Annotated in this window: 9 protein-coding genes and 1 pseudogene; 4 read left to right on the forward strand and 6 right to left on the reverse strand. The window is 39.6% G+C overall.

All coding sequences use genetic code 11. The features are described from left to right. The first annotated feature begins 388 nt into the window (after window positions 1-388). From F938_RS15915 to rluB, 3 genes and pseudogenes are all read left to right on the forward strand, one after another. On the forward strand, window positions 389-1,180 hold the full coding sequence (locus tag F938_RS15915) for a segregation and condensation protein A (RefSeq protein WP_005033372.1): 792 nt from the start codon (window positions 389-391) through the stop codon (window positions 1,178-1,180). Next, entirely contained in the window at window positions 1,177-1,767 is a 591-nt protein-coding gene (gene scpB / locus F938_RS15920) for an SMC-Scp complex subunit ScpB (protein WP_004829778.1), read from the forward strand. The genes F938_RS15915 and scpB overlap by 4 nt, the downstream gene beginning before the upstream one ends. A 41-nt stretch (window positions 1,768-1,808) precedes the next feature. Continuing rightward, a pseudogene (gene rluB / locus F938_RS15925) lies at window positions 1,809-2,667 on the forward strand (23S rRNA pseudouridine(2605) synthase RluB); the annotation flags it as partial. 415 nt (window positions 2,668-3,082) lie between these two features. Here rluB and F938_RS15930 read toward each other — a convergent pair. From F938_RS15930 to F938_RS15955, 6 genes are all read right to left on the reverse strand, one after another. Beyond that, entirely contained in the window at window positions 3,083-4,813 is a 1,731-nt protein-coding gene (locus F938_RS15930) for an ABC transporter ATP-binding protein (protein ID WP_005033377.1), read from the reverse strand. Window positions 4,814-4,824: 11 nt separating this feature from the next. Continuing rightward, window positions 4,825-5,961: an ABC transporter permease gene (locus F938_RS15935; RefSeq protein ID WP_005033379.1), complete on the reverse strand. Its 1,137-nt coding sequence runs from the start codon at window positions 5,959-5,961 to the stop codon at window positions 4,825-4,827. A gap of 8 nt (window positions 5,962-5,969) precedes the next feature. Beyond that, window positions 5,970-6,908: an ABC transporter permease gene (locus tag F938_RS15940; RefSeq protein WP_005033381.1), complete on the reverse strand. Its 939-nt coding sequence runs from the start codon at window positions 6,906-6,908 to the stop codon at window positions 5,970-5,972. A 14-nt stretch (window positions 6,909-6,922) separates the two neighbouring features. Continuing rightward, window positions 6,923-8,932 carry a M3 family metallopeptidase gene (locus F938_RS15945; protein ID WP_005033384.1) on the reverse strand — a complete coding sequence of 670 codons (2,010 nt, stop codon included), beginning with the start codon at window positions 8,930-8,932 and terminating at the stop codon, window positions 6,923-6,925. Between the two features lie 68 nt (window positions 8,933-9,000). Then, window positions 9,001-10,806 (reverse strand): ABC transporter substrate-binding protein, encoded by a 1,806-nt coding sequence (locus F938_RS15950; protein WP_005033387.1) that lies wholly within the window; start codon window positions 10,804-10,806, stop codon window positions 9,001-9,003. Between the two features lie 21 nt (window positions 10,807-10,827). Further along, window positions 10,828-12,618 (reverse strand): ABC transporter substrate-binding protein, encoded by a 1,791-nt coding sequence (locus F938_RS15955; protein WP_026040282.1) that lies wholly within the window; start codon window positions 12,616-12,618, stop codon window positions 10,828-10,830. A 746-nt stretch (window positions 12,619-13,364) separates the two neighbouring features. Between F938_RS15955 and F938_RS15960 the strand changes: the two genes are divergently transcribed. Then, complete coding sequence (locus tag F938_RS15960; RefSeq protein ID WP_010590888.1) at window positions 13,365-16,040, forward strand: TonB-dependent receptor; 2,676 nt, start codon at window positions 13,365-13,367, stop codon at window positions 16,038-16,040. The last annotated feature ends 63 nt before the right edge of the window (window positions 16,041-16,103 follow it).

A 16,103-nucleotide genomic window follows, 5' to 3' on the forward strand; every position in this document is an offset into this window, starting at 1 on the left:
AGACTTCCCCTCCAGCACATACATAAAATGGCTAGCTCCACACCAACCAAAACCAATAAAAATTATTTTAATTACAACAGCTTAATAAAAACATTCTCCATTTATACTCTATGTGCTTGGTCTTTGTAAACCGATGATCTCACTATAATTTTTAAAATTTTCGATGATTTTATCGACAGTCTGACATATTTTGTGACGTGATATTCCCTATTTATTTTCAGGTTTTTTATCGTTTTTATGATTTAGCAATGTATTCCTGCGAACTTTTACTTTAAAATGCACCTACTATCTTTTCGTAATTCGTCACCACCTTGCGCCAAAGCAACTGTTTTATGCGTGGTAGCACGAATAAACATGCCTTTGAAAATTCGCGTGGCTAATAATCGTAATGACTCAAGCAACTCATCATCCTATGGAATCCATTTCCAACATCCGTGTATTGGATGAATGGCAAGAAGAAATTCCAGAGGATTTATACATTCCTCCTGCTGCATTCGAAATTCTGCTTGAACATTTCGAAGGACCACTCGACTTTTTAATTTATCTGATTCAGAAAAACGGTTTTGATCTTTTACAATTGGATATTGCTCCAATTGCAACGCAATATCTGTCTTATATGGACAATATGAAATCGCTTAACATTGAACTCACTGCGGACTACATGGTCATGGCAGCACTGTTAGCTGATTTAAAATCGCGCTTGTTGTTGCCAAAACCGAAAACAATTAATATCGAAAAAGATCCAAAACAAGATCTTATTGATCGTTTAGAAACTTATTTACGAATCAAACAAGCAGCTGAACGTTTAGGACAAATGCCTGTTTTAGACCGAGATACTTTTGCCAGTCATGTGGCAATTGGTGAAATTCCAAAAGTATATGAGGGCTATGATGTCAACATGTTAAAAGATGCCTTGTACTGCATTTTTAACCGCCCTGAACCAATTACCCATAAAATTGAACAAGAGCCTGTCCTGCTTGAAGAACGTATTGCTTATATTGAATATATGACCCAATCTGGTGGAGTACTCAGTTTTCAAGAATTGCTTAAGCCAAACCAAGGTCGTATGGGCATGGTGGTAACTTTCATGGCAATCTTAGAGCTGACGCGTCAGCAAAAAGTTCAAATTATTTCATCTGGTGTCGAAGCTCCTCTTTCCATTCAAGGTGCAAACGCATGACCATAGATCAAAATAATGTATTTAATGTTGATGAATTACATCATGAAGTTTTGATGCAACTTGAAGCGATTATCTTTGCCAGTGACGCCCCTGTCTCTCTAGCACGTTTAAAAGAAGCATTTCAAAATCAGTACTCTAAACAGCAGTTGCAACAGTATTTACAACAACTGTCTGTTTTACAACATGGTCGTTCTATTGAGCTGATTGAAACCGCTCAAGGTTATCGTTTTCAAGTTCGTGCTAAATATCGCAATATGATTGCACAAGTTTGGCCTGATCGACCAACCAGATTATCGCCATCACTGTTAGAAACTGTTGCAGTGATTGCTTATCATCAGCCTGTAACCCGCGCTGATATTGAGCAAATACGAGGAGTGACAAATAATAGTCAAATACTCAGGACTTTATTTGATTGGAACTGGATTAAAGAATCTGGTTACCGTGAGCTCCCAGGAAGACCCGCGTTGTTGGTAACGACGCCACAATTTTTAAATGCCTTTGGTCTAGTGTCTTTGGATCAATTGCCTCCCCTACAGGACGCCAAGGAAGCTTTTATGGCTTTGGATGCGCAAGCGCCAAAGTCTTAAATAGGTGCACTGTTGATGATTATTTCTAAGGTTATGCTGTCATGAGTGAAAAATTGCAAAAGGTACTCGCACGAGTTGGTCTGGGCTCTCGCCGTTATATGGAAGAGGTCATTGCCGCTGGTCGTGTAAGTGTCAACGGGCAGGTTGCTCAAGTGGGTGAACGTATCGAACCAGGTGATGAGCTTCGCATCGATGGTCGTAAGGTTCAGTTCCAAATTGAAGACGAAATCCGTCGTCGTGTATTGATTTACTACAAACCAGAAGGTGAAATCTGCTCACGTAATGATCCAGAGTCTCGCCCGACCGTGTTTGATCATTTACCGCCAATTGCCAACGACCGTTGGGTCATGGTAGGTCGTTTAGACATTAACTCTACCGGTTTATTGCTTTTCACAAACGATGGTGAACTTGCCAATCGTTTAATGCATCCCTCAAATGAAATCGAACGTGAATATGCTGTTCGTGTCATGGGAGAAGTCACGCCTCAACTTAAAAACAACATGACAAATGGCGTTGTTTTAGATGATGGTCCAGCTAAATTTGAATCTTTCTCTGAAATTGGTGGTGAAGGGATCAATCGCTGGTACCAAGTCGTTGTAAAAGAAGGTCGTAACCGTGAGGTTCGCCGTATTTTTGAATCACAAGGTTTAAAAGTAAGTCGCTTGCTACGTACACGTTACGGTACTGTGATTTTGCCTCGTGAACTTCGTACAGGTCGTTGGATGGAACTGGATAAAACTGATATTGATAATTTAACCAAAGCGGTTGAACTAAAACCACGTCAAGGTACGGGTCTATTTGGTATGGCAAAACGCCGTACAGAACGTATGCAAGACAAACCAATGGCTGCACGTCGTGGCGGTTTCCTTCGTCAGCAACGTCGTGACAATGAAGGTGAGCAACAAACTAACCATAATGAACAACGCGACTATAAAGCGGGTTCAAATCAATATGGTCAAAACCGCAGTGAAAATCGTGCTGATCAACGTAATGAACGTTCTGAAAACCGTTTTAATAAAGCGCGTTCTGGTGGCAACCATTACAATCAAGATCGTGCAGATAATCGTGGCAACAGCTTTAACAGCAACCGCTCTGAAAACCGCTATGGTTCACCACAAAATCGTAACCGCTCAGATGAACGTTACAGCAATGATCGTCGTGATTATTCAGACCGTCAAGAACGTAGTGAACAACCTGAAAAGAAAAAACCTTTTGTAGTGAATAAAGGTTTTAAAAAGTTTTAAGTCATACATAGACTGAACGCTAAAAAGCCACTCGATTGAGTGGCTTTTTGATGTGCATCGGATCAGAACAGTTACTCAACAACAGCTTTTGGAATGGCACTCAACAAGCGTTTGGTATACTCATGTTTAGGTGACTGATACAGTTCATCAGAATTGGCAATTTCGACAATATCACCATGATTCATCACCATGATTTGATCAGAAATATATTTCACTACAGATAGATCATGTGAAATAAAAATATAGCTCAATCCAAACTCATCTTGTAAATCCTGAAGTAAATTTAACACCTGAGCTTGAACAGATACATCCAATGCAGATACTGACTCATCACAAATTAAAATTTCAGGCTTTAAGGTTAAACAACGAGCAATTGCAATCCGTTGACGCTGACCACCCGAAAACTCGTGTGGATAACGATCAAAAGCCTGTACAGGTAAGCTGACTTTCTCCAATAAGGCTAAAGCAAACTGTTTGCGCTCTACATCGTTTGCACCAATGCGATGAATCTGCATCGGTTCCATCAAGATCTGTCCAACCGTAAAACGTGGGTTCAGTGAAGCATATGGGTTTTGGAAAATAATCTGAATTTTACGTTGATATTGGGTGAATTCTTTTTCAGACATTGCCAAAATATCTTTACCTTGAAATAATGCCTGCCCGCCTGTAGCCTGTTGTAGACGCATCAGCAATAAGCCAATCGTGGTTTTACCAGAACCTGACTCACCGACCAAGCCTAATGTCTTTCCTTTTGCCAATTGAAAAGATGCACCTTTTACCGCTTGATATTCCTCTTTTCCAAAGAACCCTTTACTGCTAAAAAATGATTTTTTTAAGCCTTTGACTTCTAGGATGATTTCCTCACCACCGACTAAACCACGTGTTCTTTCTGGTATTTTTGTTTTTGCTAAATCTCCGCCTTCGACCCAATGCCCTTCTTGTTGTTTAAGAAAGTCACTGATGACAGGTAAACGATAAGGACGTTGTGATAATGTTGGTCGGCATAACAATAAAGCTTTGGTATATGGATCTTTGGGATGTTCTAGCACCTCGTTGGCTAAACCTTGCTCACGAATTTCACCATGACGCATCACAATGACTTGATCAGCAATTTCATTCACCAAAGCCAAATCATGAGTAATAAATAGCATCGACATTTGGCGGCGTTTACGCAAAGCCTCTAACAAATCTAAGATTTGTTTTTGAATCGTAACATCTAATGCTGTGGTGGGTTCATCAGCGATCAGTAATTTCGGTTCACAGGCAATTGCCATTGCAATCATGACCCGTTGCTGCTGACCACCTGAAAGCTGATTGGGATATGCATCAATCTTGGTTTCTGGTGATGGGATCCCCACTTCAGTGAGTAACGCAAGTGCACGTTGTCGCGCTTGTTTTCGTCCCATGTTTAAGTGAATACGTAGAATTTCAGCAATTTGATCACCGACAGTAAAGACAGGATTAAGCGATGACATCGGTTCCTGAAAAATCATGGCAATATCTTTACCACAAATCTTACGCATTTGTTTGGTTGTCAAACCCAGTAAATCTTGACCTTCAAACATAATTTTACTTTTTTCACCGATACGAGACTGATCTTTGGGTAATAGTCCCATTGTTGCCAAAGACGTCACAGACTTACCACTGCCAGACTCACCCACCAATGCCACGGTGGTATTGGCAGGAATCTGAAAAGAAATGCCTTTTACAGTTTCAATGAATTGCTTATTTTCCCCCTTAAAACTCACACTCAGATCTTGAACACTGAGCAATACAGGAGGTGTCACATATTGTTCTGACATTGATGTGCTCCTTATTTTAATTTCGGGTCTAGTGCATCACGTAATGCATCTGTAAACATTGAAAATGCCGTGACGAGTACTGCCATTGCGACTGATGCAGCAACCAATTGCCACCATTTACCCAGTATGAGCTCGCTTTGTGCTTCATTTAGCATACTGCCCCATGACACAACCCCTACAGGAACACCAAAGCCAAGGAAACTTAAAATCACTTCTGATTTAATAAATCCAACCACTAAAATTGACATTTGAACCAGTGCAATATGACTGACATTGGGAAAGATATGCACAAACATTCGTCTCAGGTGGCTCACCCCAATAGCTTTAGCCGCAAGCACATATTCACGTGAGGTATGCTTCATATATTCAGCACGAATTAAACGAAACACACCTGTCCAACCAGTTAAACCTAAAATCAAAACGATAGACAAAATTCCTTTTTGTTGTAATACAGCTGCTATCGCCAAAACCAGTAATAAATAGGGAATAGAGGTAAAAATGCTATAAAACCAGTTTAGAACGTCATCGACCCATCCACCAAAATAGCCTGCAATCGCCCCAAGAAAAGTACCAATCACCACAGCAAGCAATGCAGAAACCAACCCTACAACAATCGAGGTTTCAGCGCCTTTAATGGTCTTTAATAAAACATCCTGTCCCCATTTATCAGCACCAAAAGGCAAAGTTTTTTTCAACTCGCTTTGCTGATCGAGCAAATGTCCACCCAACTGCTGATCAATGACCTTCATATCCTCAGCGAGTGGATCTTGAACACCATAATAATCCACTGCACCACCTGAAGCCTGCTCAGTGGCAATTTGAGCATTTAATTCTTTGATAACATCTTTTAAAGGATCAACAGGATTTTCAGGTAAAGCTGCTGTATTTGCTGTCTTTTGAGCAGCATTTTGTAGTGTTTGATCTGCTCCCATAAAGGTAGGAGGTGCATAACTTTCGGCAACCTCTTTGTTCCAGTTAGAAGCGATGACACCTGTCATGGATAAAATCAAGATGATGAAATAACAGAACAATACCCCTAACGACACCATGGCGACACGATCAGCTTTTAATCGTCGCATAGCCAAGCGCCATAACCCCGGAGAAGCTTGCTGTTGTGTTTCTACTTTTTTAGATAAAATTCCAAGCATCATCCCACCTACTTCAACTGTACGCGTGGATCAACCACTTTATAAATCAAATCAGCGATGAGATTAAAAATCATGGTTGCGGCTGCGACATACACAGTAATGGCTTTAATCACAGGAAAATCACTACGCTCAACTGCAATGATGATTTCACGCCCGATCCCTGGAATCCCAAAAAAACGCTCAATTAAGAATGCACCGATTAATAAACCAGGCAGACTTGCCATCACATCAGTGATAATCGGAATTGAAGCATTACGAAGCACATGAATCCCCAAGATACGTCCTTCCCCTACGCCTTTTGCACGAGCAGTTCTGACATAATCCTGATTGACTTCATCCAAAATAAAGCTGCGATAAAGCCGTAATGTAGGCGCAATACTGACCACTAACATGATTAAAATTGGCAATAAGGCATACTCAAATAAATTCCCCGTCAGACTGTCACTCCATCCTTGCACAGGGAACCAACCAAGCTGATAAGCAAGACTGTATTGAAATACAATGATATAGACCAATATACTGATCGACATACCGATGGTACACAACAGCATCACCATGCGATCTGTTAAAGAACCACGGACCGATGCAACAGCCAACGCCAAAATGATTGAAATCACAGTTTGTAAGATCGTCAATGGAATAATGATGGTGAGTGATGGTCCTAGACGGGTCAAAATAATATTTGAAACAGACTCCCCGGTACTCCAACTAAAACCATAATCAAAAGTGATAATTTGTTTAATAAAAATCCAAAGTTGAATGTAATAGGGTTGGTCAACGCCCAATTGCTGGCGAATATTTGCAATTTGTTCTGGATTCGCCATTTTGCCTGCAAGGATATATGCAGGATCGCCCCCGACCCAATTAAATAAAAAGAAAATCAGCAACACAACTCCCAACATGGTAGGAATCATTTGCCATATACGACGTATGATATATGCCAACATAGTTCTTATTCCCTTTAGTTACGTTGTCCCGTAATTTCTTGAAAGAATGCCTTGTTATCTGGTGCTCTGCCTAAGAAATCGACCACCAATTGTTCAGCTTTCTTCTGCCCACCTTGCGACAAGATTGTCTTCCGATAACGTGCACCAACTTCAGGATTATTTAAGTTATCGCCAAATGCTGAAAGCATGTCTAAGGCCAAGACTTCAGACCACATATAACCGTAATAGCCGACTTGATAGCCTCCCATAATATGACCAAACTGACCTGGGAATTCTGTCGTAGGCACATAGCCTAGAGCCGTTTGAGCTTCTAGATTTTTCCAGACGTCCATGGGTTGGGTTTTTAATGCATTGGCAGTATGTAGTGCCATATCATATTGCGCATACAAGGTCTGACGAGAATAGAACAAACCACGTCCATAGTTTTTAACCGCTTTGAGTTTTGCAATCAGTTCATCATCAATGCGTGGACATGCAGGCTTACAATAATCCGCCAAGGTAGAAAGCGTTTCTTTACGACGTGCCCATTCCTCATACATTTGGGAAGGTGCTTCCACAAAGTCACGCTCTACAGAAGTCCCTGATTGCGAGGCATAACGCGTATTTGAAAGAATTCCATGTAAAGCGTGACCAAACTCATGGACAAATGTTTCCAGTTCATCACTGTTTAAGCCTTTACGATTAAAGTTGGTGACCAAAGCAGAAATGGGCTTACGCTGGGTCAGTGTACTTCCGCCTCTCACTCCCCAAACCGCAGCGTGACCATATTTACCTTCACGTGGAAACTTATCCATATACAGACCACCTAAAAGTTGACCTGTCTGCTTATCGATTACATCGTAGTACTCAACTTCATCTTGCCAAACATCGACTTTAGCAGGCTTAAACTCGATTCCATATAACTGAGATGAAATGGCAAATAACCAGTCTTGCGACGCTTGGGTTGGAAAATACTCACGCATTTTTTCTTGGTCAATTTTGTACTTATCTTGGCGTAATTTTTCACTCCAATATGCTTCACTCCAGCGATTAATTTCAGCTTTTTCCACAGGAATGTTCAACGTTTTGGCTTTGAATTCACGGAGAGTCTGTACTTCTTTTTGTTCTAATGGTGCAACGGTATTGTGCACGTCTTTGAGGAACTTATTGACTGTTTCAGGATTTTGCGCCATGCGGTTTTTCAATGCCCAATCGGCATAGCTGGTTTTACCAAAGAGTTGTGCCAACTCATAACGCAGATCAATGGCTTGTTTAAGCAGGACTAAATTCTTTTCAGTTCCGCGACGTGTATAAGCAATTTGATAACGTTTACGCGCATCATCGCTGTCTGCCAACTCCATAAATGGACGATATTCGGGATAGTCAAATCCCAATAAATAGTTACCCTTTTCATTTTTCTTTAAATTGGCGATATAACTTTCGGGTAAACCTTTTAGCTCGGCAGGTGTGAATTCTAATTTTTCTGGATTATCACGAATATTACGCGCATATTCTTGTTGGATCTTGGTCAACTCATCCAAAATGACCTTTAAACGGGCTTGTTTTTCTGCGGAGAGCTGAACACCAGTATCTTCAAAACCATCTAAAATATCTTGGCGATATTTACTGTCAATCTCATTATTGGCTTTGGTTTTTTTAATCTGCTGATATAACTTGGCATCTTGATAAACTTCAGTCTGGAATTGGCTAATTTTAACCTCACAATCCTCAGCAGCTTTGCGTAATGCTGCATCTGGATCGACATTGCTCATCAAATTGATCGGTCCATAAAAATCTTCAAACTCAGCAAAAATTTGATCCCACTTTGCCAACACATTACCAGCAGGCGCATTATTTTTTAATTTGATTTTGGCAAATTCAGCAAGTTTACTTTTTACATCAGCAATTTTTGCATCACATTGGGCTGGAATGTCTTTCGCTTGAAACTTCGGTAAAGTACTCCGTTCCGATTGTGCATATGCCCACTGTCCTAAACCTATTGATAACATACATAACGCACAGAGCTTAAATCGCTTCATTTTCATCTTTAACTCCAATCTTCAATTTATTTTTCAAAATTTAATCTGTTTATTTTTTCAACCACTGCAATAAATTACTTTTTCATATCAAAATACATCCATTCTGATGGAAGAATAGGATGCTTTTTAAATCCAATCACACGCGGTTGCGCCAAAGCATTTCGATAACGTGTTGATGCCATTTGTACAGGCATATAAACTTCTAATATTCTTGCCATTTTGCGATAGAGTGCATCGCGTTCAGGACCCGGCTTTAACTTTTGGGTTTGTTCATAGAGGCGGTCATATTCAGGAATTTTCATACAGGCATTGTTGGTCGCATGAATATTTTTGCTGTAGAACAATTGCATAAAGTTGTCAGCATCAGGATAGTCAGCAACCCAAGCAGAACCTTTAAACATGGTTTTACATTGCTTTTCAGCTTTTAGACCTTCTGCAAAAGGTAAGGATTTGGTGGTCATTTTGACTTTAATATTGTCTAACGTTTTTTTCCAAAATTCGGCACTCTGCTGACTACGCGCACTCCCCCCATAAACTGCTAATTCGATCACCAACGGCTTACCATCGGGCAAAGTTCGCCAACCATCTGCCCCCACCTTATAGTGATAACGATCAAGAAGTAAATTGGCTGCTTTGACTGAATAAGGGATACTGGTTTTGTAATTTGGATCATGCCCCACTACCCCATAAGGGACAGGGAATTGTAATCTTTGTGCATCCCCTTTCATTAAAATTTTAATTTGGTTATCTGGGGAATACGCCATTGCCATGGCACGACGTAAAGCAATTTTTTCTTTACTTAAACCACCAACAACAGGATTCTGCATATTCCAGTAATAATAATCAATCGAAGGATCGACAATTCGAGAAAGTTGAATGCCTTTTTTCGCCAGTTCAGGCTTGAGCTGACCATCCTGAATCGCTTGAACAGTTAAATCACCATCAAGGACGAATAAGTCTGTTTCATCTTTGCTAAACGATAACCAGCGTGATTGCGCTTCTTCCATCACTTGAATATCAACCACACCGATTTGCGGCATCTTTTTGCCTTTCATCGCATCGACAATTTTCTGATCTTCGGGTGTTGAAGCTTTGAAATCCCAAACATAGCCACGATAGTCAGGATTTGCTTTTAAAATAATACGTGAGCCAGGAATCCACTTGGTCAAAATATAAGGACCTGTACCTACAGGATGAGCCATAGCAAAACCGGATTTATCGCGATAATGTTCAATTACTTCCCGAGCCACCGCACCTGCTGGCTGATGTGCCAAGAGCATTGGAAAGTTTTGATCAGGCTGTTTTAACTTAATCACCAAAGTATAACGATCTGTTGCCTGAAGCCCTGCAACAGGTTGATCATAATCAAACTTCCCTGTTTTTTTGGCTTGATCAAGGAGTTTATCTATACCCACGATCTTGTCATCCAACAACCAACTATTGGGTGAATGTAAACCTGGATCTAATAAACGTTTATAAGAATAAACATAATCTTGTGCAGTTAACTCTCGCGCCTTACCTTTAAACACTGGATCTTTTGCAAAATAGATACCTTTTTTAATTTTAAAGGTATAGGTCAACCCATCCGCACTCACTTCAGGCAATGCTACAGCAGTACGCGGGACTAATTTGGCAGGTGATGCTAGATAATCATAGGTATATAAGCCTTCAAAGATTGAATTATGCACATGTGCAGAATACAAATCTTGTGTTCCAGCTGGATCAAATCCCGTTTCCGCAACGGGAAAAACATAACGTAAAACCTTATTTGGATCTGCTGGATTTTTGGCAAAAACATTCATCGTGCCTGTAAGCATCATACTGCCCAACAATACACTTAACCCAATCTGTTTAAGTTTCCTATTTAAATTATCCTTCATCATTTCCTTCAACTTTATCAGTTATTTTTTGATTGACTGTACATCAAGATATTGCCAAACGGTATTCATCATTGGGTGCGCTTTATAGCCTTGAACTTGTGGTTGCAATAACCAATTACGAATTCGGGTGGTATGTATAATCCAAGGATTATCGGCTTCAATCTGACGACTGATTTTTTCATAAAAAGGCTGTCGTTGTTGTGGTGGTAAGGTTAAGGCTTGCTGATAAAGTGAATCGTAAGCTTTAGATTGATAACAACTTAAATTGCCTTTTCCTGAATTAGGACCATAAAGCAACTGAGCAAAATTTTCGCCTTCAGGGAAATCAGCAATCCACGCACCACCCCAAATCATATGCTTACATTGCATGGCTTCTTTTAAATTATCAGCAAAGTTACTGACTTTAAATTCAACACGCACCCCAATCGCGTCCAAATTTTTCTTCCATAACTCAGAATGAATGACTGAACTGGAACTATTTTCCGTATTGTATTTCAATGTCAATGGCTGCCCATTGGGTAAAGTTCGGTATCCATCCTTGGCTTTTTTATAGCCAAATCGATCCAGTAGTTTGTTCGCCAATAGAGGATTATAAGCCACGCTACTGCGATATTGGGCATTATGCCCTTGTACACCATCTGGCACGAGCATTTCAGCTCGGACAGCTTGTCCCTTATAAAGCTGCTTAATTGCTTCTTCTTGGTTATATGCCAAGGTAATCGCTCGACGCAAGGCGATTTTATCTAAACTATAGCCACCCACAATTGGATCTTTCATGTTGAACATGGTGTAAGTAATTTCTGGATCTTTATTGGGAAAGTGCTGAATACCTTGTTTCTTTAATTCAGGTTTTAATTGTGTACCATTGAGTGCCTGTGGAACAGCATTAGAGGTTAATTTATCAAAGTCCAATTGCCCAGATTTAAACGCTAACCATCTGGATTGCTCCTCCTCAATAATACTGACCACAACCTTACCGACTTGGGGCATTTTTTTGCCTGTCATTTCCTTGACCAACTGATTATCCCAAGCTGTTCCTGTAGATTTATAATTCCAGATAAAACCACGATAGTCAGGATTTGCCACTAATTCAATTTTACTACGTGGCACATATTTACTGAGTTGATAGGGTCCAGTACCTACGGGATGTTGCGCTATACGATCTCCATAAAACTCAACAACTTCTCGTGCTGTTCCGCTAAAAGTGACATAAGCTAAAATATATGGAAAATTATAGTCAGGACGGGTAAGGGTAAATTGCAATGTATATTTATCTAAAGCTTTAAGCCCTGCAATCGGTGCATCATAATCAAACTTTCCGGTCTTTTTTGCCTGAGCAACAACAGATGCTAAACCTTGAATCTTACCATCGATAAAAGAGTAAGTTGGAGAGTGATTTTTCGGATCACTGATACGCTGTATTGAGTAAATATAATCCTGCGCAGTCAATTCACGTCGTTTTCCCTTAAATGCAGGATCTTCAGTGAAATAAATTCCAGGCTGAATTTTAAAGGTATAAACCTTACCCTCTTGTTCTATTTTTGGTAAGGACTGTGCTGTATTGGGCACGAGTACCACTGGTCGAGCCAAATAATCATATTTTAACAAAGGCTCAAATATCGCTTCTGCGATATTGCCGCTGTAGTAATTATAGGTTTTAACCATATCAAAACCATCATCTGGCGCTTCAAAGGCCAAATTCAAAATTTTATTGGGTTGCGCAGGAGTTTTCGCAATGGCGAGTTCCCCACAACCGATTGCATAAGCACACAACGCAATACGTAAAAGCTTAGATTCCAAATTCATACCTATGTATTTTTATAAGAGTAGCAAACCTTGAAAAGCGCCTCAGCTCTGAATCAGATCATATGAAACAGTATGCTAACGGTACGATCATCCTGTACATTACCGCTTTGGTACGAAACCAAATATCAAATTAACAATAGTGAAAAACTGCACAAGATAACAGCCCTAAATCGAAAGCGAATTTCATGCCACCCATAATCAACGTTGTAAATTTTGTTTATTTTTACCGCAATAAATCGACAATTATTAAAGATTTATCAAAGTTCGACATATACTAATTTGTACGATAACTGATATAAATATTAAATTCGTATAACCTTTATCAAAATGACTTATATTGCACAATTTAAGCACACCAGTGTTCCAAAATTGCTCACTTATTTTATCAAACACTTTAAAATAATTAATAAATATATGATTATTATAAAATAATATAAAAATTTAAATCATAATAAATTTATATAATACTCATAACTTATATTAAACATTTGATTTTAAAAACATTGCTTAAACATAATCACCATAAAACAACACCTTTAATTACAATCTTTTCATCTTTCCTTAATATTTTTTAAAAATTATATTTTTTCAATCAAGCCACGGAAGAATAAGATAATTAGACACTAGTAACGTAATTTATTAGCAATTTTTTGTATATTTTTACAACATATAATTAGATAGTTGGCACTTGTATTGCTAGAAAGCATTGCAGCAATATCGCTAAGTACAAAAAAAAACGGATGTCTGAAAATATGAAAATGAACAAAGAGTTTCGTTCTTTGGAATCGCCAATAATGGGGAAAAATATTCTTAAATTAAGCATACTTAGTTTAAGTTTGATGTACCTCTCTGTAGCAAAAGCAGCGGAAAATGAAGAAAGCCCTCAAACAACCAAAGTGGCAAAAGTGACGGTCACAGGCTCTTCGATCAAAGGGGTTGCTGCCCAAAGTGCGTCCCCCATTACAATTATTAAAGGAGATGATTTAGCGAAACAAGGGGTCACCACAGTTGAAGAAGCGTTGACCAAAGTCAGTTCAAACCAAGCAGGATTTTCAACTTCACAAAACGTCGGAGCAAGTAATACAGAGGGTTCTTCTGCCAACCTTCGTGGTTTAGGAACAGATAAAACATTGGTATTACTCAATGGTCGTCGTTTGGCTTATAGCCCTTTCAGCACATCCACCACCAATCTTAATATTATTCCAATGGCAATGGTGGAGCGTATAGAGATTCTCCGTGATGGTGCTTCCGCCGTGTATGGCGCAGATGCAATAGGAGGTGTAATTAATTTCATTACAAAAAAATCCTTTGAAGGACTCAATATTAGTGTTGGTGCTACTCAACCTGAAGCCAGTGGTGGAGATAAACAAGACATTTCTATTTTTGGGGGATATGGTAATTTAGACGAACAAGGCTTTAACGTTTACGGCGTAGTTGATTATCGTAGAGCCAATAATATCATGGCGAAAGACCGTAAAATCAGTCGTCGCGGGGGCGTAATCCCTGAACTGGGACTAGATGCCAGTTCAGCAAATGCCTTTCCTGCAAACTTTTTTGAGCCAAAATCCAATATTCTTGCAAACCCATATGGCAATACAAATTGTAATAACACACCCAATGTTATTGCAGATGGGGGCTTATGCTATTTGAACACGCAAGCACTGATTGGCATTACCCCAGAAGTTGAAACAATTTCAGCACTTGGTCGAGGTACATTTAAACTTTCAGATCAATTTAATTTAATTGGGGAGTATATTTTTTCTCGCAATGAAGTGACAACTTCGATTGCCCCTGATGTATACAGTCGTTCTGTAACACTCCCAAGTACAAGTCAATATTATCCAGGCAAAGGAATCACCCCAGAAGTGAGTGGCTTGAATGATGCAGATTTACAACTTTATCTGCGTTCACAAGGTGGCAATCGCTCTGGCAAAACAACCAATGACTCTCACCGAGCTTTTGCTGGAATTGAAGGTGAAGCTTATGGATGGGATATCAATGCAGGTTTAACTTATGCAAAAAGCGAGGCAACAGACAGCTTTAATGCTGGTTATCTTAACCAAAGTAAAGTTCAAGCTGCATTAAATGATGGTTCGCTCAATCCATTTGGTCCCTCAGCAGATGCCAATATTTGGAAATCATTTGAAGTCAACGGAGATACCAACAAAGCCAGTTTAGATTCAACTTCTGTTGATGTCACTGTATCTCGCCCCATCTACAGCTTACCTGCTGGTGATGTTGGCTTTGCTTTAGGTGGAAGTTTTACCAAACAAAATTGGGATCAAAAAATTAATGCTGAAATTGTTAGACAAGTGCCTGGAAGTGGAATAGATCCAGACAAACCTGTGAGTAAAGGTGATCGTGATATTTCAGCCGTATTCACTGAATTACATATTCCGATTTTAGCCAATTTAGAGGCGCAACTTGCCGCTCGCTATGATGATTACAGTGACTTTGGGGATACTTTCAATCCTAAAGTAGCGCTGCGCTGGGAACCTTTAAAACAATTAATGTTCCGCACATCCTATAGCACAGGCTTCCGTGCACCAAGTTTATACGACATCAATGCACCTCAAAGCCAGACCTACACAGGCTCAAGATACAATGATCCTGTACTTTGCCCAGGTGGAGTTGCAAGTTCACCACAATATCAAACAGAATGTAATGTCCAATTTAAGCGTATGCAAGGTGGAAACCCAGATTTAAAAGCTGAAGAATCAACATCATATACAGCTGGCGTGGTATTTGAACCGATCAAAAACCTTGTATTCACAGCAGATTATTACAACATCAAAGTTGATAATCTAATCGATGCCATTACAGATTCAATTGTTTTCGCAGATCCAAATAAATATGCAAGTCTTTTTGTCCGTGACGCAGATGGTCGTATCAAATATGTCAGTACCACTTTGATCAATATGGGAGGGATCAAAACTCAAGGGGTTGATTTAAGTTTGAATTATCTTACACCTGTGACCAAAACTGGACGATTTGGGTTTGGTATTGACGGAACCTATGTCATCAAATATGACAAACAAGAAGAAAAAGGCGGTGAATGGATCGGTCGTGTAGGGAGCTATTACAATCAACAAGTGTATACACGCTGGAAACATGTTGCCAATGTAAATTGGAGCTACGACAACTGGAAAATGATCTTTGAACAACAATTTAGCCGTGGCTATAAAGACTCAAATACAACGGGTGAAGCAAAATACGACCAACATCGTGTAAGCGATTACACCCTCTACAACATCGCAGGTACTTATAGTGGATTTAAGAATCTTGAACTCACTGCAGGAATCAAAAATATTTTTGATCAAGATCCACCTGCCTCGAACGTTACAGATAACTTTCAATATGGCTATGACTCAAGTTATGCCGATCCAACAGGTCGTGCATATTACTTAAGAGCGACCTATAAGTTCTAACTGAGTATTTCACAAACAGCAGCCCAATTTCTTCTGTTGTTTGTGAAAGTAAATCGTTCACAT

The sequence above is a fragment of the Acinetobacter bereziniae LMG 1003 = CIP 70.12 genome, from assembly GCF_000368925.1.
Lineage (GTDB): Bacteria > Pseudomonadota > Gammaproteobacteria > Pseudomonadales > Moraxellaceae > Acinetobacter > Acinetobacter bereziniae.